Origin of the sequence: Pseudoalteromonas luteoviolacea H33-S (genome assembly GCF_001625695.1) — a bacterium.
GTDB lineage: Bacteria > Pseudomonadota > Gammaproteobacteria > Enterobacterales > Alteromonadaceae > Pseudoalteromonas > Pseudoalteromonas luteoviolacea_B.
The window spans coordinates 16,081-36,835 of record NZ_AUXY01000080.1 but is presented as its reverse complement, the minus strand read 5'-3'; the positions used below and the strand labels follow the sequence as shown (position 1 = coordinate 36,835).

At 40.7% G+C, this 20,755-nt stretch carries 19 protein-coding genes; 1 reads left to right on the top strand and 18 read right to left on the bottom strand.

Annotated elements, in window-relative coordinates:
- Positions 1-350 precede the first annotated feature (350 nt).
- From N477_RS15035 to N477_RS15010, 6 genes are all read right to left on the bottom strand, one after another.
- Positions 351-1,358 carry an isocitrate dehydrogenase gene (locus tag N477_RS15035; RefSeq protein ID WP_063363720.1) on the bottom strand — a complete coding sequence of 336 codons (1,008 nt, stop codon included), beginning with the start codon at positions 1,356-1,358 and terminating at the stop codon, positions 351-353.
- A gap of 201 nt (positions 1,359-1,559) precedes the next feature.
- Positions 1,560-3,245: a hypothetical protein gene (locus N477_RS15030; RefSeq protein WP_063363721.1), complete on the bottom strand. Its 1,686-nt coding sequence runs from the start codon at positions 3,243-3,245 to the stop codon at positions 1,560-1,562.
- Positions 3,235-3,630 (bottom strand): DUF3192 domain-containing protein, encoded by a 396-nt coding sequence (locus N477_RS15025; protein ID WP_063363722.1) that lies wholly within the window; start codon positions 3,628-3,630, stop codon positions 3,235-3,237. The genes N477_RS15030 and N477_RS15025 overlap by 11 nt, the downstream gene beginning before the upstream one ends.
- 78 nt (positions 3,631-3,708) lie before the next feature.
- Positions 3,709-4,476: a flap endonuclease Xni gene (gene xni / locus N477_RS15020; RefSeq protein ID WP_063363723.1), complete on the bottom strand. Its 768-nt coding sequence runs from the start codon at positions 4,474-4,476 to the stop codon at positions 3,709-3,711.
- 112 nt (positions 4,477-4,588) lie between these two features.
- The gene (gene ppnN, locus N477_RS15015; RefSeq protein ID WP_063363724.1) at positions 4,589-5,932 is read right to left on the bottom strand and encodes a nucleotide 5'-monophosphate nucleosidase PpnN; all 1,344 of its coding nucleotides are present in this window, start codon (positions 5,930-5,932) and stop codon (positions 4,589-4,591) included.
- A gap of 14 nt (positions 5,933-5,946) precedes the next feature.
- A complete protein-coding gene (locus N477_RS15010) occupies positions 5,947-7,479 on the bottom strand; it encodes a GGDEF domain-containing protein (RefSeq protein WP_063363725.1) in 1,533 nt (510 codons plus the stop codon).
- Positions 7,480-7,653: 174 nt separating this feature from the next.
- Between N477_RS15010 and N477_RS15005 the strand changes: the two genes are divergently transcribed.
- Complete coding sequence (locus tag N477_RS15005) at positions 7,654-9,432, top strand: M61 family metallopeptidase (RefSeq protein ID WP_063363726.1); 1,779 nt, start codon at positions 7,654-7,656, stop codon at positions 9,430-9,432.
- A 48-nt stretch (positions 9,433-9,480) separates the two neighbouring features.
- Here the strand turns inward: N477_RS15005 and N477_RS15000 are convergent, their stop codons facing one another.
- The 12 genes from N477_RS15000 to hisD form a co-directional block, all read right to left on the bottom strand.
- Positions 9,481-10,032, bottom strand: a complete 552-nt coding sequence (locus tag N477_RS15000) for a YkvA family protein (protein WP_063363727.1) — start codon at positions 10,030-10,032, stop codon at positions 9,481-9,483.
- 887 nt (positions 10,033-10,919) lie between these two features.
- Entirely contained in the window at positions 10,920-11,072 is a 153-nt protein-coding gene (locus tag N477_RS26110) for a hypothetical protein (RefSeq protein ID WP_155731913.1), read from the bottom strand.
- Positions 11,073-11,499: 427 nt separating this feature from the next.
- A complete protein-coding gene (locus N477_RS14995; protein WP_063363728.1) occupies positions 11,500-12,522 on the bottom strand; it encodes a hypothetical protein in 1,023 nt (340 codons plus the stop codon).
- A gap of 3 nt (positions 12,523-12,525) precedes the next feature.
- Positions 12,526-13,644 (bottom strand): UDP-galactopyranose mutase, encoded by a 1,119-nt coding sequence (gene glf, locus N477_RS14990; RefSeq protein ID WP_063363729.1) that lies wholly within the window; start codon positions 13,642-13,644, stop codon positions 12,526-12,528.
- A gap of 440 nt (positions 13,645-14,084) precedes the next feature.
- The gene (locus N477_RS14985) at positions 14,085-14,582 is read right to left on the bottom strand and encodes a hypothetical protein (RefSeq protein ID WP_063363730.1); all 498 of its coding nucleotides are present in this window, start codon (positions 14,580-14,582) and stop codon (positions 14,085-14,087) included.
- Between the two features lie 58 nt (positions 14,583-14,640).
- Positions 14,641-15,252 carry a bifunctional phosphoribosyl-AMP cyclohydrolase/phosphoribosyl-ATP diphosphatase HisIE gene (hisIE, locus tag N477_RS14980; protein WP_063363731.1) on the bottom strand — a complete coding sequence of 204 codons (612 nt, stop codon included), beginning with the start codon at positions 15,250-15,252 and terminating at the stop codon, positions 14,641-14,643.
- Positions 15,249-16,022 carry an imidazole glycerol phosphate synthase subunit HisF gene (gene hisF, locus N477_RS14975; protein WP_063363732.1) on the bottom strand — a complete coding sequence of 258 codons (774 nt, stop codon included), beginning with the start codon at positions 16,020-16,022 and terminating at the stop codon, positions 15,249-15,251. Before hisF ends, hisIE begins: the two co-directional genes overlap by 4 nt.
- Entirely contained in the window at positions 16,004-16,738 is a 735-nt protein-coding gene (locus N477_RS14970; protein WP_063363733.1) for a 1-(5-phosphoribosyl)-5-[(5-phosphoribosylamino)methylideneamino] imidazole-4-carboxamide isomerase, read from the bottom strand. The genes hisF and N477_RS14970 overlap by 19 nt, the downstream gene beginning before the upstream one ends.
- Before the next feature lie 13 nt (positions 16,739-16,751).
- Positions 16,752-17,342 carry an imidazole glycerol phosphate synthase subunit HisH gene (gene hisH / locus N477_RS14965; RefSeq protein ID WP_063363734.1) on the bottom strand — a complete coding sequence of 197 codons (591 nt, stop codon included), beginning with the start codon at positions 17,340-17,342 and terminating at the stop codon, positions 16,752-16,754.
- Positions 17,339-18,400: a bifunctional histidinol-phosphatase/imidazoleglycerol-phosphate dehydratase HisB gene (hisB, locus tag N477_RS14960; protein ID WP_063363735.1), complete on the bottom strand. Its 1,062-nt coding sequence runs from the start codon at positions 18,398-18,400 to the stop codon at positions 17,339-17,341. Before hisB ends, hisH begins: the two co-directional genes overlap by 4 nt.
- Before the next feature lie 9 nt (positions 18,401-18,409).
- Positions 18,410-19,459 carry a histidinol-phosphate transaminase gene (gene hisC, locus N477_RS14955; RefSeq protein WP_063363736.1) on the bottom strand — a complete coding sequence of 350 codons (1,050 nt, stop codon included), beginning with the start codon at positions 19,457-19,459 and terminating at the stop codon, positions 18,410-18,412.
- Positions 19,459-20,754 (bottom strand): histidinol dehydrogenase, encoded by a 1,296-nt coding sequence (gene hisD / locus N477_RS14950; protein ID WP_063363737.1) that lies wholly within the window; start codon positions 20,752-20,754, stop codon positions 19,459-19,461. Before hisD ends, hisC begins: the two co-directional genes overlap by 1 nt.
- Between the last annotated feature and the right edge of the window lies 1 nt (position 20,755).

The window sequence follows — 20,755 nt, the reverse complement described above, 5'->3', positions numbered from 1 at the left end:
AGTCATTTCAAATCTACTAAATTATTTAAACACTGTTTATTTAAAGGGCAATCGATGTTTATGTCAAGGGGATGGGGCTTTCGTTTGCATAATATAGCCCTTTTTCGTGTTGATAAATTTGAAAGGTAGTGTTTCAGTTTATAAAAACCAAAAAATGCGCATAATTTATTGTGTTTTCTAGTTCTGAAAACGCAATAGTTGGATATGTATTTATGGAGAAATGGCTTATCTCACAATTAGTTAAGAATATGTGCTAATCGTATTAATTTGAATAGAGGGATAGGAAGACGTAATAGTGGGTAGTTGTTTAAAAGATAGCGCAAAGTGCGCTATCTTATTGGGGTGCGTTATTATAGACGCTCAATTACAGCTTGTGTAAAGTCTGTTGTTCCGTGGTTTCCACCAAGGTCACGAGTTGTGCGATCGCCTGATTTGATCACATCTGCAACAGCGCTGCGAATACGCTCAGCTGTGTCACCCATATCCAAGTACTCTAGCATCTGAATAGACGCTAGGATAACTGATGTTGGGTTTGCAAGGTTTTTACCCGCGATGTCAGGAGCACTACCGTGTACCGCTTCGAAGATTGCCGCATTCTCACCAATGTTTGCGCCCGGAGCCATGCCTAAGCCACCAACTAGACCCGCACATAGGTCAGAGATGATGTCACCAAATAGGTTAGTTGTCACTACAACGTCAAACTCATCTGGATTCATAACTAGTTTCATACAAGTTGCATCAACGATCATTTCTGCAGACTCGATGTCAGGGAAACGCTCACCCACTTCACGTGCAACTTTAAGGAATAGGCCTGACGTTGATTTTAAGATGTTTGCTTTATGAACAGCAGTTACCTTTTTACGACCTTCGCGCTGTGCAAGCTCGTATGCGAAAGTAACAATCTTTTCTGCACCTTCACGTGTAATTTTAGACATTGCTTCAGCTTCAGTACCATCTTCAGATGTTACTTGGCCTAGGCCAGAATACATACCTTGCGTGTTTTCACGTACTGTAATGATGTCAATGTTGTCGTAACGCGCTTGCGTGCCTTCGAAAGATTTCACTGGGCGTACGTTTGCATATAAGCCAAATTGCTTACGTAAAGTTACATTGATAGATGTGAAACCTTCACCTACAGGCGTTGTTAAAGGACCTTTTAATGTAAGCTTGTTGCGCTCAATTGCTTCTAGGGTTTCAGGTGGAAGAAGTTCACCTGTTTTTTCTAGCGCTGCAAGACCTGCGTCAACATATTCGTATTCGAAGTCACAGCCTGCTGCGTTTAAAATTTCAATCGCTGAGTCGATGATGCTTGGACCGATACCATCGCCACGAATAACGGTAACTGTTTGCTTAGCCATTTAGTTTTCCTTTATCAAAATAAATTGTACACACATAAAAGAAGGACTTGTTTATTGTAGTCAATCAAATAAAAAGTGTGTGTTCGCTTGAAAAATTAAGCGCGTTTTATAGCAATTTATTCATAGATATTCCAGCAAGGAATGATAAAAAGGCATAAATATTATTTATGTTTGTTATATTCTATATTTATAGAATAAATATTATTCAATCACACTGTATAAAGATAGCTCGAGTATTGCATCGTTCAACTGTGCCTCATCACGCCAACCAAACATACTTATTTGATTTTCTAAAACAAGGCGTTGCCAGCTAGTGGGCTCAAAATATGCGCTGCTCCATTGCATAGCGAGTACCTTTATAGCGACAAATGTCTTAGCTTCTTCACTTAATGCATTATGTTTTTCTTTTTCTGATTGCATAAATGCGTTATGGGGGGCGCTGTTATCAAAATGGTGAGTAAAGTACTCGTTTAATTTGGCGGAGTTGAATTCTAAGAAGCCAAATAGTCTTGCTAGAGAATATGGCGTGTTATCATCACTTTGTTCACTAACACAGGTAAAGCGTTTAATGTCTATATCATGGTGTTTGAGCATAAAAGCAATAACAGCACTAATTGGAGAAAGAACACTTTCATAGTCTTGTCCATTGGCTTGCTTTGTCAATGTCGCGAGGATCAGAGCGAGTTGTTGGTACTTATGCCAAATATCCAAAGCAAAAGGGTGCTTTAATTGAGAAATAACCTGCTCTATGAGCACGCGTTGGCATAGTAAGCTGGCGGTGTTAAGCCCAACCATCGTTAAGCAATGTCGTGTGTTTGCGCCTTTTTGCGATTCGCGATTATATTGTTTGGCAGCTTGCTGAAGCGCTTGTTCAATATATGGAAAGGGCGCAATGGTTTTTTCTATCGCTCTAAAGCTACTAAAACTATTTTTGCCGAGCTTGTCTATTACTGAATACGTAGGTTCAAATGCATCATTATCAGCTTCTAGTATTTGTGGCTCTATGTGACCCCACACTTTAAATATCAGGTGTTTGTCAGCAGTACTAAACGGTCTGAACACTAGTCTTAGAGGGTGCTGTGTTTTAACTAGTCGATCTATTTTTTTATCTTTAAAAGTGCAAATTATTTGATTCTTGCCATTTACTTGCAATAAAAGCGCTGTTTGCCCACGATACTGAGTCGAGCAGCCGACAGGGAAGTAACTAAACTGAGTGGCTAATTTGTTTAATGTATCGCGAGTGAACTCATCTTGGCTTGCCAAATACAGCTTTTTAACCGCTTGAGCCAATACGTTGGGCGTGGATTTTTTTATTAGTGACGTTGCAATAATTTGCGCTATGGCCACAATTAAGGTGATGTTGTCATACAAAGGTGTATTGAGTTTGCTCTTTAATGTTTCACAGTACGGATGTAACCTAGACATTATTCTTGCCGCTTGCTTATTGATGGAACCGCCATGCTCCAGCACTTTTACAGCAAGTTGATACCTGACTTTCCATATCTTCTTTCCCTGTTCTGTTAATGATTGACCACTAAGTAGCTTATCACTCTCATTCTTGACACATAAGAAACTGGCCAAGCAGGCCACAAGGAGCTCTTGGCGGATTTTATGGGAGTAGCCATGTCCTTGCGCAATCATACAAACTAGTATGCATTTCTTAACGACAAGATTAGTAGTTGGAGATAATTGCTTAAAGTGTAACGATAGGTAGCTATGAAGTGCATTTGGGCTGTGCTGATATGTTTCGGTATATAGCTGTGCTAACTCTGCAAGGGTTGGGAAAATACTTGGCCATTTTTGCTTGTTATAGTATAGCCTCAGTATTTGCTCAGTTTTGTTTACCAGTTCAAACAGTTGTTTAGATACGTCTTTATTATTCGTCATTGGTGAGCGCTTTCTCGTAAGCTACTATGGCACCTGCACCCCATAAAATAAGTTGACCATTTTTAAACAGCAAACCGGTGCACTCATCTTGAGTAGTAATGCCATCAGGCTTCATTAGTTGTGTTCTGTAATACACAATTTGAAATACGGTTTCGTCGTCAGACTTCACATAAGTAAGGTCTGGGCTTCCTAAATTATCTAACACGGCCTCTAAGTTCATTTTTGTGTCAGGCCTAAGTTTACTGATAAACCTTTTATTGAATGCTTCTCTATCTTTCCAAAGCATGGCTCTTGGGTCATCTTTATAAAAGTTGATAACAAGATAGACAATGCCCGCGTACACGGCGAGGCCGAGAAATATATATTGTAGAACTTTTTTTATCATTTAAGTCACCTGAATACAGCACGCTAAGGTTATCTGAAGCATGTATCTATAACAAGTAATTTGAGTTTAACGCAACAACTACAGTCTAAGTTCTTTTAAAGTAAAGCCAACCTCAATATCCGTTCTAAGTGCCACAAGTGATTTGCTTAATATAAAGTTATCGATATCAGACTCAATTTTCTTTCTCGCAGTGGCATTAAGGTTTTGGCTTTCAAGCGCGTTTTCAACGGAACCAAATTCACTCAATACATCGATAGCTGTCTTTTTTCCAACCCCTTTGACGCCAGGAATATCATTGGTCTTATCACCCATTAGGCCCCAAAAATCATGAAGTTTATTTTTATCTATAGAAAACTTTTTCTGTACATCGTCTGCATTGATGGTTTGCTGCTTAAAATAGTCGTAAACACTGATATGTTCACTGATTAAAGGTAAAAATCCTTTATCAGTCGACACTATGGTAGAGCTAACGCCATGGCTTGCCGCTTTAAATGCCAAAGTAGCAAGAATATCATCTGCTTCATCCTGCAAAGGAAAGTAAGCTTTGACATTGTGTTCGGTAAACCCTGTTGCAACCGTTTCTAAACTTGTTTTTAGTTCGCTAGGCATGGGCTTTCTAGTTGCTTTGTACTGTGGGTAAAGATGATATCGCCAGCTTCTGTCACCATCAAACACGGCAATGGCGTGGCTTGCTTGAGATGCTTTTAGTAATTTTCGGGTCGCATTTTTTACCCGTTGGGTACAGCTTTTAATGATTTGCTCATCTGTCAGCCCAGATTGTTCGCAATCAACAGCATAAATACGACGAATTAGGTTCAGTGCGTCAATCAGAAGTAAGTGAGCCATAAATATAATTTAATTAACAATAAGTTGCTGGTGTGGGGATTATAACAGAGGGGAAATGAGAGTTCATCGCCCCATATTGGTTTTGTTTACTGAGTTGACAGGTGTGCTGTAACTAAGCCTGAATTTTATAACAGGGTTCGTATTTGCTACCAGGCAATTTCATTCGGCCTTGACTAACAAAAGCTTGTAGCAGCCTATCCATATCTGTCATAAGTGATTTATCACCAGACAGAATATAAGGGCCATGTTGTTTAATGGCTTTTACACCGTTGTCCTTAACATTCCCCGCAACGATCCCTGAAAAAGCGCGTCTTAGATTTGCTGCAAGTATTTCCTTGGGCTGATTTAGGTGTAAGTTGAGTGAAGCCATGTTCTCATGCGTTGGTTCGAAAGGCATTTGAAAAGGCTCTTCAATTTTAAGTGTCCAGTTAAAATAGTAAGCATCACCTTCCGACTTTCTGTACTCTCTCACATTGGGCATTTCTGATTTGATGTATTTTGCTACACGTTCAGGGTCATCAATGATGATTTCAAATTTATCGAGTGCTTCTTTACCCAGAGTTTTTTCAACAAATTTTGCAATTTCGTCAAAATAAGCCGCGCTAGAGGAGGGGCCCGTTAAGATCACTGGCAACACTTGCTTTTTATTTTCTGGGTGGAGCAAGATCCCTAGTAAATACAGCAGCTCTTCTGATGTACCCGCGCCACCAGGGAAAATAATAATGGCATGTGCAGTTCTAACGAACGCTTCAAGTCTTTTTTCAATATCGGGTAATATGACCAATTCATTGACGATTGGGTTTGGTGGTTCAGCTGCGATGATACTGGGTTCTGTCAGGCCCAAATATCGGTTGTTGGTGATACGTTGTTTAGCATGCCCAATTGTAGCGCCTTTCATAGGCCCCTTCATTGCGCCTGGCCCACAACCTGTGCAGATATTTAATCCTCTCAGGCCTAGTTGATAGCCTACTTCTTTGGTGTATTTATATTCTTGCTCGTTAATTGAATGACCACCCCAGCATACCACCATATTAGGATCTGTATTGACCTCTAAGGCATCTGCATTTCGCAACATGTCAAATACCATGTGGGTAATTTCTTTAGGGTCAATCAGGCTATCTTGGTGTCGTTGACAAATGAATAAAATGTCGCGAATAACAGAGAATATGTGTTCGTGGATCCCGTTGATAATTTTGCCATCAACAAAAGCAGACTCAGGCGGGTTTGTTAACTCTATTTTTATGCCGCGCTCGCGCGCAACCAATTTGACATTAAAATCCTCAAACTTGCGATATATTTCATAGCTTGAGTCTGTGTGGCTTCCTACGTTGAGAACAGCTAAAACGCAGTTTCTAAATAATTGATACCTTTCAAAAGTGGATGACTGTTGTAATAAGTCGACTTCTAGTTGTGATAGTAAATTAAGAACTCCAGTGGGGTTTAGCTGTACATGCATAGGCATTCTCCATGTTATTCTCTAATGCAAAGTTTATCTCTACCTGAGTTTTTTGCGTCATACAAGGCGTTGTCTGCACGGTCAAATGCCGATAGCGTTGTATCACCTTTTTTAAGCTGTGTTGCACCTAGTGAAATTGTTATCTGTACTTCTTTTTCTTTAAATTTAAAGGGAATAGCTTTCACCGTGTTACGTATTTTCTCCAGTGGACTTTGTGCCGAGCTCAGTGGCATGCCCGGCATCAATAGAACAAACTCTTCACCACCGTAGCGGGCAATAAAGTCAGCTTTTCTAATAGACTTTTTAAGTGCCCTTGCAATTACTTGCAAGGTTTTATCACCGGCGCTATGACCATATTTATCATTAATTGACTTGAAATGATCTACATCTATGACGACGAGCGTCACGTCACTACTGTGAACTTCGAACAAATGAAATTCTTGATTATATCTATCATCAAATGCGGCACGATTAGGTAACTTAGTAAGTCCATCGAGTAAACTTTTAAACTTCTGCTCGTTGAGACGCTTTTTATAATTAGTGACCTTGGTTTCAAGCAAGTTTATGCGGTCATTAATTTTATCAAAGCTTTGCAGTAGTACTTCTTTGTCACGGCGCTCGATACTCTCTCGCTCAATTAAGTCTTTACTCAGCTCTTTAAGCTCGTTATCAACAAGTTGTTTTAGCTCTGTGATTGATGTTGCTTGTTGTGTTTGAGTATTTAACGTGGCGATTTTGTCTTCGATGCGTTTATTTAAGGCAGAGACTTCTTGGTTTACTGATTTTGATTGACTCGTTGTCTCAACAATAGACTTGTGGAGCTCTTCGAGAGTTTGGTTTAAAGAAACTAAAAAGCCTTGTGCCGATTGCCGCTCACGAGCAATTGACTTGGCAAATATGCGGATAATACTGACTGCGTTATCTAACAAAGAGTCCACCGTATCATCGGATGAGAGGCTTTGCTTTATTTGTTTGATTTGCTCAGAGACATCTTCTTCGAATACCAACTCATTGGTCAAAGAGAGAAGTTCAATTGCTAGTTCAGGGTTGCTTTGTGAAGCATTAAATTCTGGGGCTGCTTTTGCTTGAAGGGTTTGCATATAAAATTGCAAAATCTTTTCAAGTAGTGGTACAAATTCCGCAACAGATTTAACATCAGCAAGCTCATGGTCGAGCACATGACGAAGTTTGCGGCGGGTGTCATCAGGTAGACCTTTGAGTTTTTGTAATTGTTTACCTGCAGTCTGAATGTGTGTTGTAAGTGCTCGCTCATTAGTTTCGTAAACAGCTTCTTGTTGTTTTAGTTGTACTATGGCTGTTTCAATGAGTGGGGTGATCTGCTCAATTTCCATGCCCTTGTTCAACGCACTCCTGAACTTGGCGAGTTGATTGTCTAGTGCGACATCTTGGCCTCTACAACTGAAAGATAAACGCGTCGCAAAGTCAGATAACATCGAAACCTGCGTCTTTTTCGCTTCTTCAAGCGCTTTTCTTGCAGAGATAGCCTGAGAAAGTTTTTTTTCCAATAGTACAGTTTTATCAGTCACAAAAATCCAACGTCTTTATTTACTATATCAATTGCAAGTTTACATCAAATTACTGAAAAATGTGGGAGAATTTGAGGAGCAACTGAGTTTTTTATCTTGTCGCTTCAACGAATTTATTAGCTCAAGTATAAAGATTTTTGCTAATTTTAAGAAAACTATTTATTTTTTTCTAATATGATAAGAAACCTATCCCTAATAACCTTGGCTTTAGCCAGCCACCTATCACATGCAAATGTGGAATACACATTATCGATTACGGAGCCTGAACATCACCTTGGACAGGTAGAAGTAAGCTTCCCTAAAACGGCACAATCTTATATCGACGTTCAATTACCTGATTGGCGAACTGGACGATACGAAATATTGAATATGGCCAATGGAATTCGCTTTTTTTCAGCAAGTAGTTTAACTGGTCAAGCATTAAACTGGCATAAAATTGACAAAAACACTTGGCGTATACACCTCAACAAGCCAACAGAGGTAGTTGTATCCTACCAGGTTTATGCGAATGAATTAGGCCTCAGGTCTCGGCACATAGATGACACGCATGCATTTATCGATGCATCGGGATTTTTTATGTTCAGTGATTCATTTAGACAAGAGCCTGTAAAAGTAAACCTAGAAGTTCCAAGCGAGTGGCGCTCAGTATCCGGAATGGATTTTGCTGACTCTAAGCACAGTTTTAAAGCGAATAATTATGATGTATTACTCGATTCGCCAATTGAAACAGGCATAAATCAACTTTATAAGTATTCGGTTGATGGTCGTGATTATGAATTAGTCATTTGGGGAGAGGGTAACTACGATGTTGAGCTAATGATCAGGGACTTAAAAAAGCTTGTAAAAACAGGTAGCTCAATTTGGCATGATTACCCTTATGAACGATATGTATTTATGGTTCATGCGACTAGCGGTGCAAGGGGAGCAACAGAACATTTAAACTCGACGATTATTCAGCGGCACAGAGATAAATTTGCGTCTAGAGATGACTATATTGGCTTCATCTCCACGGCTGCGCATGAGTTTATCCATATTTGGAATGTTAAAAATTATCGACCTGATGGCTTGGTACCGTACGACTATGTAGATATTAATTACAGTGACTTATTATGGCTAGTCGAAGGTTCAACCAGCTATTTAGAGAACTACTTACTGCTTAGTGCTGGTATCACAACCAACCAAGAGTTTTATAAATCACTTACGAATACGCTTAATCGGCATCTCAAAACACCTGGTCGAGAGGTGCAGTCGGTGGCTCACACCAGTTACGATAAATGGATCAATCAAGCCGGTGATCATGGCAAGAACTTTAGCACCAATATTTATCTTGAGGGTGCTTTAGTCTCTATGGCGCTGGATATTGATTTAATTGATAAAACCGATGGTAAAATGAGCTATAGAGATGTGCATAGTGAGCTGTATAAGCAACACAAGCTGCCTCACTCGTATAATAGTGGCGATGTTAAGCGGATCTTAAAAGAGATTAGTGGACATGACTACAGCCAGTGGTGGAGTGTACATATAGATAGCCCTGCACTTATTGATTTTGATGCGTTGTTTTTAAAAGTGGGACTTGAGCATGTTTATCCGGCTGATACAGTGATTGTTGCAAGTTTTGATGGTACAGCAAAAAATACTGGGCAACTGTTAGAGTTGACACATGTAGCGCGTGGCGGAAGTGCGTGGCAGGCCGGCTTAACATCTGGTGATAAGATTGTTGCAGTGAATAAACACCATGTTCGAAAAGACTTACCGCATACACTCGCACTGTTTGAACCTAAGCAAACAGTTGAAGTTGACTTTATTCGCCGAGATAAGTTAATGACTACAAAGCTTAAGCTAGGTGGACAGGGGAGCAGGAGTAAAGTTGTGAGGCCCGTATATTCTCCAACACCGAGACAGGCTAAACTTTACAAAGCTTGGTTAGGCGTGACCCATCCCAATGCTAGATAAAAAATAGGGGAACAAATTTGTTCCCCTTTATGCTGTTGGCTCTATGTTTTACATGATACGAGAGAAAAAGCGTGAGCCTTTTGAACCTGAGCGGTTTCTTCTCATTGAAGAACGTATTTGTGCACGTGTGCTCGCTAACCAGCTTTCACGGTTCACTTTTGCGTGGTCGCCTCGTCTTGCTTCTTCAGTTGCTCTAAAGCCACAGAATTCACGGTATGCTTTAAGGTCTAAAGATAAATCTTGAAGAACAAGCTCAATCATAATTGCGTCATCGATGTAACCTAGTACAGGTACATTGTCTGGTACGATATCTTCTGGCTCGCCAAAGTACGCTAAAGATAGCATGATTTCTTTCTTCTCATCTTCAGGCATTTGCCATTCTTCATCTTGAACTGCGTCTATAAGAGCTGATAAAGACATCATTCTTGTTCTAACGAACTCAGGTACGTTAGTGCCTTCCATTTGTTCAACAAGTTCGCGTGCTTTGGTGATAATTTCTTCTTCACTGAGGTGAGTACTGCGCTCGACTGCTGATTGCATCATTGAACGAAAATGTTCTAAATCGATATCTGTGAGTTCAAAATTTACTTGGATGGACATTATTTCTCCCTTACGCACTTTAAAATTATTTTTATATCCGTCAGGTATTACAAGGTATGTAATTACCTACTTTAGTAACGACACTATGCCATTAAATCATCACTAATTTAAGCTCAAATTAACAATAATTGAAAAAAAGTCAAAAGATGGTCGAGTAGTGTGCAACTCTATAAATATCTTAGTAAATAAAAAGCATTTTGGGAGAAAAAGTCGTGTTTTTTAATTCTGAATTGAGTGAAATGTAAAATTTAATCGTCAGGTCTTTGTGTAGTAGTACAGTTTCCCCGGTGAATTGAATTATGTATCTAGGGGAAGAAATAAATGTTAATTATTGAATTAAGGATAAAAAAATGAACATTCGCACGTTATTTTTATTCATTGGTTTTACTGTCTCGGCTAATTTGCAGGCCATAGAGTGCTCTACGCAGAAAACTTTTCAATTGCCACAATGGACTAAGAGTGATAATTAAAGTTATCGGTTTTATGTCAGTAATGTATCGACTACAGATATTAACATCCGAATACATTTATTTGATGCTGCGGGTAGGCTGTATACTGAATCTAGAGAGCCTGGGCAGCAAATATTAGTTGCCTCACAATTTCGAAGCAGTCCAGTTGATGGTTCCGCTATATTGCCAGCTGGCAACACGGGTCAAATTACCATTTCAAGGGGCGGTCAGACACATTGGGGAACTGCCAAATTAACTTGGCCGTCGGATTCATGTTTAACACATGCGGTGCAAGCCAGTGTGATGTATTGGACTGCAGGTGGTAGCTTGTCGTGGCGTGACATAAATCAAGGGAAACCTTTTTAAATGAGGAGACTTTGCCTCCTCAGCATTGGGGAATTATTTAGATAAAATTATCTATATATTTGGTGCTTCGGTTTAGCACAATTTAGTGTCAGTACATAGCCCAGTAGTCCAACACCAAGAGCGACTAGTAGTAACACCACCGGCAATAAATGGCGTCATTTTTTTATCTACTAATTGCTTATCATCCGACAAATTTTTTAGTTTTCTTTTATTTAGTTTTAACATGATTATTTCCTTTCCTAATTTAATAAATAAAAAATACACTTAAATGGATGCACGTTTTAGCTTGTAGTGCAGAGTTGAGAATTTTGTCTGCACAACTGTAACGCTGTTAGCGTCAGCTACAGCTACAGCGAAGACAAATAAGCCTCACAGTGAAACAACTGCTACATCAGTGTAAATTCAAAGTTAACATGATTGTTTAATTAATCAACATTTTGTTTATTCTAATTAGGTATATATTTAGGAATAAAATAAACATTTATTTGAGCAGCAATATTGGAGTGCTATCTCATGGTGTTGTTTTTGTGATACTGAAAAGTTATAGCTGAGTTACTCTAGAATAAAGGAGGGCTGTAGAGTATGTTTGTCACTTATTATTAATGACTCTTTCAGTATAGAAAGAGTCATTATAAGCTTTTATGTAAAGTACTTACGACAGCTTGTTTAATGCTCGAGAAAGGTACTGACCTGATTGAACATCAGCTTTTACGCGCTGAACATTTTGTTTCATTTGTTCTATTTGCTCAGGAGTGAGCTCTGCAAGACGTTGCTTAATATCACGTAACGAGCTTATGCTAAAACCAATACCTTCTTTTTCAACAAAGTCAGCCATTGCAGCTTTGTCCCAAATGATGATTGGCATATCACATAATAAGTATAACGAGAGCTTATGCGGATTGTTGTACATTAAATATTTACCTGTAACACCATCGCAAGAATCTAACGTGATGCCATACCAAACAAGACCAAAATCGCCATCAATATGGTCGATAACTTCATTGGAAGGGAAGCAACCCTTGTAGTCCAGCACGGTATCGTTGATGTTTTTGATTTTTTTCTCATCATAGCCAACACCGTATAAATCGAATTTGAAATTACCGCGATCTAGGCCGTCGAGTTCGTATATAAACGGCCCCATATTACCAGCAAACACAATGCGTATTGCATTGTAGTCAGTCTCAGTTCTTTTTGCGTTTGGGTTATCAGTGTGCAAATAGTCAAATGCTTCGATATTCGCTATTTCAGCATTAAAGTTTTGCTCTGCAAACCAAGCGGCCATTTTGTCATTGTGTACAATCAGCTGATCCGATTGCTTTAGTAAATTGACTTCTTTGTCTGAGTGTCCGTATTTACCTTTTAAACTTTTAAGGTCGTGAACCAAGGTAATGACTTTACTCTTTTTAAGTTTTGCGCCCCACAAGCAATATCCGTAAAACTTATTGAATGGATACTGTAAACAGACGGTACTACCAGATTTCAACCTTAAAATAGCCCATGTTACACCTAACGCACTAATTAATGTGCCTAAAATGGAGTTGGCTATCCAAGTTTGCTTAAATCCAATATTCTTCCAGCCGTTATTCTCCAAGATGGTTTCACAGTCCATTTTGGCTTTGCCTGCTGCATCAAATTTAGAGCGGTAGTTTCGAGCTATGTATACCTTCTTAGTCATAATTTACACAAGCTCCTGAGCAGTAAGTGCTAATGCTGCTTCAATTGTGTCATCCATGTCATAGTATTTGTAATTTGCTAGTCTTCCACCAAAGATAAACTTATTGACGTACGGTTCGGTCTTAGCCAGCTCTTGGTAGCGGGCTAAAAGCGCATTATTTGTTTCATCGTTGATTGGGTAGTAAGGCTCGTTATCTTTACTAAATTCATGCGGGTATTCTTTAGTGACTACCGTTTTATCTTGTGTGCCAAATTCAAAATGCTTATGTTCAAGAATGCGAGTATAGGGTACATCACGCTCAGTGTAGTTAACCACCGCATTACCTTGATAATTTTCTTGATCTAACACTTCAGTTTCAAAGTGTAGGCTTCTGTATTCTAGCTGACCGAATTGACAGTCAAAAAACTCATCGATCTTACCTGTGTAAAGTACTTTGTCCGCTAATTCATTGTATTGTCCAGCGTTTTCAAAATAGTTTACGCCAGTTCTCACTTCGACACCTTCAAGTAGTGCGTCAGTGAGTGCATTGTAGCCCCCGATTGGAATGCCCTGGTATAAGTCATTAAAGTAGTTATTGTCGAAAGTAAACCTAAAAGGCAAACGCTTAATGATGAACGAAGGGATCTGAGTGGCAGGGCGCCCCCATTGCTTCTCAGTATAGCCTTTAATTAATTTTTCGTATAAGTCTTTACCGCCTAAGAATAAAGCTTGTTCTTCAAGGTTTTGCGGTTCTAAGTCTGCGTAAGGCGCGCGCTCTTCGGCAATTTTATCTTTTGCTTCTTGTGGTGTGGTTACTCCCCACAATTGATAGAAAGTATTCATGTTAAAAGGCAAGTTATATAGCTTATCTTCATAACGTGCGATAGGAGAGTTCACATAATGATTGAATGAAACAAAGCGGTTTACGTAATCCCAAACCTCTTGATTACTAGTGTGAAAAATATGCGCGCCATATTTATGTACGTTGACACCTTCTACATTCTCGCAATAGATATTGCCGCCTGTATGATTGCGCTTATCAATCACCAATACTTTTTTTCCTTGATCCGTAGCTTCTCGGGCAAACACTGCACCAAACAAACCAGCACCGACTATAAGATAGTCGTATTGAGTGTCTTTCATTCGAATTAGCCTCGCTTTATTTATTTCGAAGATAGCAAAATCGGATGATACCATAATCGAGCGTCATTAAACGTTATTAGTTGTAAATTATTAGTTCGAAAGGTGGTTGTCGATCAATAAGCGAACTTTATTTCTATCTTCATGATTTAATACGGATAAGTATAGAAATTTATATACCTTGCATTGACGCATTTTTCCCTTTTATACCTGCAGGTTAAGCAGTAAAAAATCAATAATGAAAAGCGGGGTAGGTGTTGGAACTATGTTTATGAGACTGGTATTGGTTTTTGACTTTAAGTATGCATCGACTATTTTACTAAGTCTAATATGTTTGAGTTAGCGGGCGTTTTGAGTGCGCCAGCTAACTAGTTTATGTGTGTTTGGTAGTTTGAGTATTCAATGGTGAGTTTCTTTAACCATAAAGAAGATTAGCCAACAGGTTATTTGACAATTTCTAAGCTCACTGCCCAGGGCTTTTGCTTATCTAAAGTAGTGCCAAAATTGACTGCGACTTTTGTCTCTGATAGTTCACTGGTAAATGTTGAACGGCTACTTTCTTTACCAAAGTGCTGCTTCTCTTCCCAGTCAGGGCTTAAGCAGGTTTTAAGCTTTTCGTTCACTTGTTCAAACCTAACTAACGCTTGTGTTTTACCTGCAAACGCTTTATTACATTCGTAGGCAGTATTACCGCTTGTATACAAGTTAATTTGGCAACTATCTTCAATTAAATGCGCTTTAGGTCGCCAGCTCTTCATTAATTTGCCGTTTATTTCGCTGCCTTTCAATATAGAAAAGCCATCATCAGCACCTGTGATAAGTGCATTGATTTTTTCACAGTCAGTCATGTTTTCAACTTTTTTTTCTACGTCATTTGGCAATGTATTACAGCCAACTAACGTGATAAAACCAATAGAGTAAAATAGGTTGCGAAAAACCATGGCAGCTTCCTTTTCAAATTTTCCCTAAGCATACCATGGTCATTTAGGATGAGGTAGGTTATTGGTGCCTTTTGGCTAATGTCTCGACAACTTGAGAGAAGTTGAGATCAGTTCGTTGTAAAAGTACTAACAAGTGGTAAATTAAATCTGCAGATTCGTTAAGCAATTCTTCTTTATCCTGCTTCATGGCAGCAAGTGCCACTTCTACGCCTTCTTCTCCAACTTTTTGACAGCTACGACTTAAGTCTTTTGCGAAAAGTGATGCTGTGTAGCTTGATTCAGGGTCGGCGTTTTTACGCTCTTTGATGACTTTTTCTAAAGTGCCTAAAAAGGCAAGATCTGGTTTGGCATCTTTAAAGCAGCTTTCAGTACCTAAATGGCAAGTTGGCCCCGCTGGATTTGCAAGAATTAAAATGCTGTCTCTGTCGCAATCCGTGTGTGCTTCAACTAGTTTAAGCACATTATTTGATGATTCGCCTTTAGTCCACAATCGAGATTTAGATCGTGAGTAAAAAGTGACAAGCTTTTTCTCAAAAGTCACTTGTAGCGCTTCCAAGTTCATGAAGCCTTGCATTAAGATCACGCCGGTTGCGTAATCTTGTACGATGGCTGGAATTAACTCTGATTTACCAAAGTCAACTTTGCTTATGTTGTCCGGCGTTAATTTCATAATCTTGTCGCTACCTTATTATCTTTTAAATATTTTTTTAGCTTTGGTATTTCTATGACTTGCTTGTGGAAAACACTGGCTGCCAATGCACCATCCACATTGGCTTGTTTAAATACGTCCACAAAATCTTGCTCTTTTCCTGCACCACCTGATGCAATAAGAGGAATGTCACAAAGTGCTCTCATTTCGCTTAGTTGAGATAAATCATAGCCTTTGCGTACACCATCTTGGTTCATACAATTTAGTACAATTTCACCAGCGCCTAAATCCTGCACTTGCTGGATCCATTCTTGGGTTTTATAGCGTGTTTGACTGGCTGCATTTGGGTCACCAGTCAGCTGATACACTAAATACTCGCCACTTTTATCATCATAAAAACTATCAACACCCACAACTACGCATTGCTTGCCGAACTCGTCATGTAGCTCTTTGATAAGTTCAGGTCTTGCAATAGCAGGACTATTGATTGAAATTTTATCAGCGCCTTGCTCTAACACTTTTGCGGCATCTGCCACGGATTTGATACCACCAGCAACACAAAAAGGAATGTCGATATTTTTGGCGATGTCTCTGACCCAAGTTAAATCAAGTAAGCGCTTTTCGACGCTGGCACTGATCTCATAAAAAACCAGCTCGTCAGCACCTTGCTCACTGTATAGTTTGGCAAGTTCAATAATATCGCCAACTACTTCGTGCTGTTTAAACTTGACCCCTTTAACGACTTGGCCATTTTTCACATCAAGGCAGGGGATTATGCGTTTCGATAACATGCAATTGCCTCCTCAACAGTAAATGCGCCATCTAATAAGGATTTACCTAAGATGATGCCTGTGACGCCAATTTCAATTAGCTGTTTGATGTCGTCTAATGAGCTTACACCACCAGAAGCTTGTACTTTTGCAGCAGGACTGTATTGCACGATTTGCTGATATAGTTCAAATGAAGGGCCTGTCATTGTGCCGTCTTTACTTATATCCGTGCACAAGAAGTCGTATACGCCTAATGCCAAATAAAAGTCAATTAACTCAAATAATGACACGCTAGAGTCGCTTTGCCAGCCGTGCGTAGCCACAGACCATCCATCTGTGGTTTTATTTACATCTAATGCTATGACAAAACGTTCAGCGCCAAACTCTTGGATCCACTGAGCCAGTTGCTCTTTTTGGTCGACGGCTAATGACCCAATAACAACTTGGTTTGCACCTGCTTTAAGCCATTGCTTTATATCTTCATAAGCGCGGATCCCACCACCTACTTGGTATGGTGTGTCAAGTTTGCTCGTAGCTGCTTGAATTTGTTGCCACTGCTTTTTACTCGGATCGCGCGCGCCCTCTAAATCAACAAGGTGTAATTTGATTGCTCCTGCATCTTGGTATTCATGTAGGCGAGTCTGCAAGTCAAACGGGTAAAATTGCGCTGTATCGTATTTGCCCTGATAGAGGCGAACAATTTGGCTATCTAAAACATCGAGTGCTGGAATTATCATGTTCGTTCCTTTATTAAACTTGCCATTGCATAAAATTAGTTAAAAGCTGTGCGCCCACTTTGGCGCTTTTTTCAGGGTGAAATTGCATGCCTGCGTAGTTATCTTTAGCGATGATGGCAGAAAATGCCTGCCCGTACTCGCAGCTTGCTAGGGTTGTGTCATTGAGTTCATGTGCAAAACTGTGCACAAAATAAACCTGGTCATCATTGCTGATCCCTTGCGTTAAAGGGTGTGCCTTGGTGACATTGATATTGTTCCAACCCATGTGTGGACTCGTTAAATCACCGGTTTGCAGTGCTTTAATACTGCCATCGATGATCCCAAGCCCCGTGACATCACCTTCTTCACTGTAATCACAAAGCATTTGCATACCTAAACAAATTCCCATTAGGGGCCTTTGGTAAGCGTTAATGGCGTCTTTCCAGCCTTGCTCGTTCAAGCGTTTGATGGCCACATTGGCATGGCCAACACCTGGGAGGACAGCGCGGTCAAACTTAGCTAACTGATTAGGATCAGATAACACTTCAGGTGTCACGCCCAAACGCTCGAAAGCAAAGCGTACAGAGTTGATATTGGCGCACCCGGTATTAATTATGGCTATCATAAACACCCCTTTGAGCTAGCAGTAAGTTGAGACGCATCTTTGGCTATGGCCATTCTTAAAGCGCGAGAAAAAGCCTTGAATAAGCCTTCAACTTGGTGGTGACAGTTACCGTCTGAAACATTCAATATCAGGCTTACTTGGGCATTATCCGATAGCGATTTAAAAAAGTGCTCCACCATTTGCACATCTAAGTCACCAACATTTTCACGACTAAAGTTGGCATTGAGTACAAATGATGCACGGCCGGATAAATCTAATTGGCACTCCGCTTTACATTCATCCATCGGCAAGGCAAAGCCGTATCGTGCGATTTGTGATTTAGTGCCAAGTGCTTCTCGTAATACTTGCCCAAGCGCGATACCGACATCTTCGACTAAGTGGTGCTCATCTATGTGTAGGTCGCCCTTTGCTTTAATGTCTAGACCAATATTGGCGTGGGTACGGATCTGATCAAGCATGTGGTCGAAAAAGCCAAGGCCTGTATTTATTTCGCCATTGGCGGTCTGGTCTAGGTTTGCTGCAACGGAGATTTGCGTCTCTTTAGTATTTCTGATCACACTGGCTTGACGGTTTTGCGTGGTCAGCTCGGTGACAATTTTGTTCCAATCTCCGTCGTACAAGATGCCTTGAATACACAGGTTTTGCGCAAGTTGGATGTCTGTTTGGCGATCCCCAATCACATAAGAGCGAGCGAGGTCGACTTTACCTGAGCGCATAATAGAGGTGAGTAGACCTGTTTTTGGCTTGCGGCAATCACAGTTGTCTTCGTCAAAGTGCGGACAAATCAGTACTTCGTCAAACTTAATGCCTTGTGATGAGAAGATTTCCATCATTTTGTTGTGTGGTGCGGCAAAGTCTTCTTCAGGGAAACTGTCTGTGCCTAACCCATCTTGGTTAGACACCATGACAAGGCGGTATCCTGCGCTTTGCAAAGCCAGCATTGCTGGGATCACATTAGGTAGAAGCGCTAATTTTTCTAGGCTATCTACCTGCTTGTCTGTGACAGGTTCTTCAATTAATGTGCCATCACGGTCGATGAATAGATATGGCGTGCTCATTTTACTTCCTTACTCGCTTTGCTCTAGCCAAAGTTTGACTTGTTCTAATTCTTGCTCGCTGCCGATAGATATTCTGAGCCAGTTGTCTTCACCAAATAGTGTAAACGGGCGCATAATGGTGCCGGCTTTCATTGCTTGTTCGATAAGTGTTTTGTCACTTAACTGCAGCGTGACAAAATTGCCCTCACCGCAAAGAACCTGAGTGACTTTAGGTGAGTTACTCAGCCATGTTTTTAATTTCGCTTTATTACTATTTAAAATATTGACCTGTCGGCGCATTTGCGTGATTGCATCTACAGACAGTGCCTGTTCTGCTATTTTTGCCACTGCGGTTGATACCGGGTAGGGGGCGATGACTTTGCGTACAGGGTTTAATACCGCATCATTGGCCAGCAAGAAGCCTGTTCTAAGCCCTGCGAGGGCAAACGCTTTAGAAAGGGTTCTTAGCACCACGACATTATCGAAATCTTGAAGTAAAGACACCGTACTTTGCTCTGGCGCAAACTCAATATACGCTTCGTCCACGACGACTAGTGCAGAGTTTTCAAGTGCTTTGGCGAGCGCTGCAACTTTATCTACCGGAGTTAAGCTGCCAGTTGGGTTATTTGGGTTACAAATAAATACCAGTTTAGCGTCGCCGACAAGTGCGCTTAGTTCGCTGATTTTCGCTTCTTTCAATTGATCTTGCGACAGCGCATTAATGGCAATGTTTTGTGTATCAGCTGAGACTTTGTACATACCGTAAGTCGGTGTGAAAATGGCGATACTGTCTTTGGCTGGTTCACAAAATGTGCGCATTAACAGCTCAATGCCTTCATCGGCACCTCGGGTCATCAACACCTGAGCTGGCGACAATTGTGCATACTCACTATATGCGTTAATTACGGATTCAGGCTGAGGCTCCGGGTAGCGATTTAAATCATCAATAGAAACCTCAATGCTTTTACTAAATGGACTTTCGTTGGCATTTAGCCAGGTATTTCCTGTGAGCTTTTCACTCTTTGCTGAGCTATATGCTTTCAAGCTCTCGATATTTTTTGGTAGCAATGAAGTAGCCATTATTGTGTTCCACCATTTAATCTAATTGCAACGGCATTGGCGTGTGCATCAAGTCCTTCGGCTTCTGCTAACGGCAAGATAGCCTTACTTAGATCAGACAAGCCCTGTTTAGTGATTGACTGAACGGTATAGGTTCTAAAAAAGTCCATTAAATTTAAACTGGAATAAGTTTTAGAGTAACCATACGTTGGTAGTACGTGGTTGGTTCCTGATGCATAGTCGCCAGCGGACTCTGGCGTGTAGTCGCCGACAAAGACAGAGCCCGCGTTTTTCACCAAATCAACACGAGACTGCGCATCTCTTAATTGCAGTATTAAGTGCTCTGGACCATATTCAGCAGATAATTCAAAGGCTTTATCGATTGATTTTACTAAGACCAATGCACTGTTGTTCATGGCTTTTTTTGCGATTTCAGCTCGAGATAATTCAGCCAGTTGCCTTGTGATTTCAGCTTCTACCTCAGTGATAAAGGTTTCACTGTCACTTAGCAGCAGTACTTGAGAGTCAGCGCCATGCTCAGCTTGTGATAGTAAATCTGCTGCGGCGAAAGCAGGGTTAGCGCTTTCATCTGCGATGACCAGTACTTCTGATGGACCTGCAGGCATGTCGATAGCAAAGCCAGGGACAGACTGGGATAACAGTTGCTTTGCCATGGTGACAAACGCATTACCAGGACCAAACACCTTATCCACTTTTGGTACACTCTCAGTACCCAATGCCATGGCTGCTATCACACCGGCACCACCGCTTTCTATGATGATGTTTATACCGCATTTTTTTGCTGCATATAAAATAGCAGGGTGGATTGGCTCTTCGCCTTTTACTGGGGTCGCGAGCACCACAGTTTTTGCACCGCTTAGTTGTGCGCAGACACCTTGCATTAATACGGAAGAGGGTAAAGGTGCGCTCCCGCCCGGTACGTAAATCCCGACAGCTTCAATGGCCTGATATTTTAGCTCGCATACCACGCCGGGCTGCGTTTCAAGCTGTTTAGGCTCTGGTAGCTGCAGCTCGTGAAATGCGCGTACATTGTTGTAAGCTTGATCGATGGCGCTTTTTAGCTCATTGCTGAGTTGAAATTCACTTTGTGTGATTTCATCTTCAGGTACTCTTAGTCTATCTGATTGGCGGTTATCAAACTGTTTGGCCATTTCCAATAATGCCTGATCGCCTTTTTGACGCACGCAGTCAATGATGTCTTCGACTGCTGCTTGCACTCCCGCTCCTGCACTAACGGCAGGGCGAGTGAGTATTGCTTGCTGTGCTTGTTGGTCAAGTTGATCCCAAACTAGCATA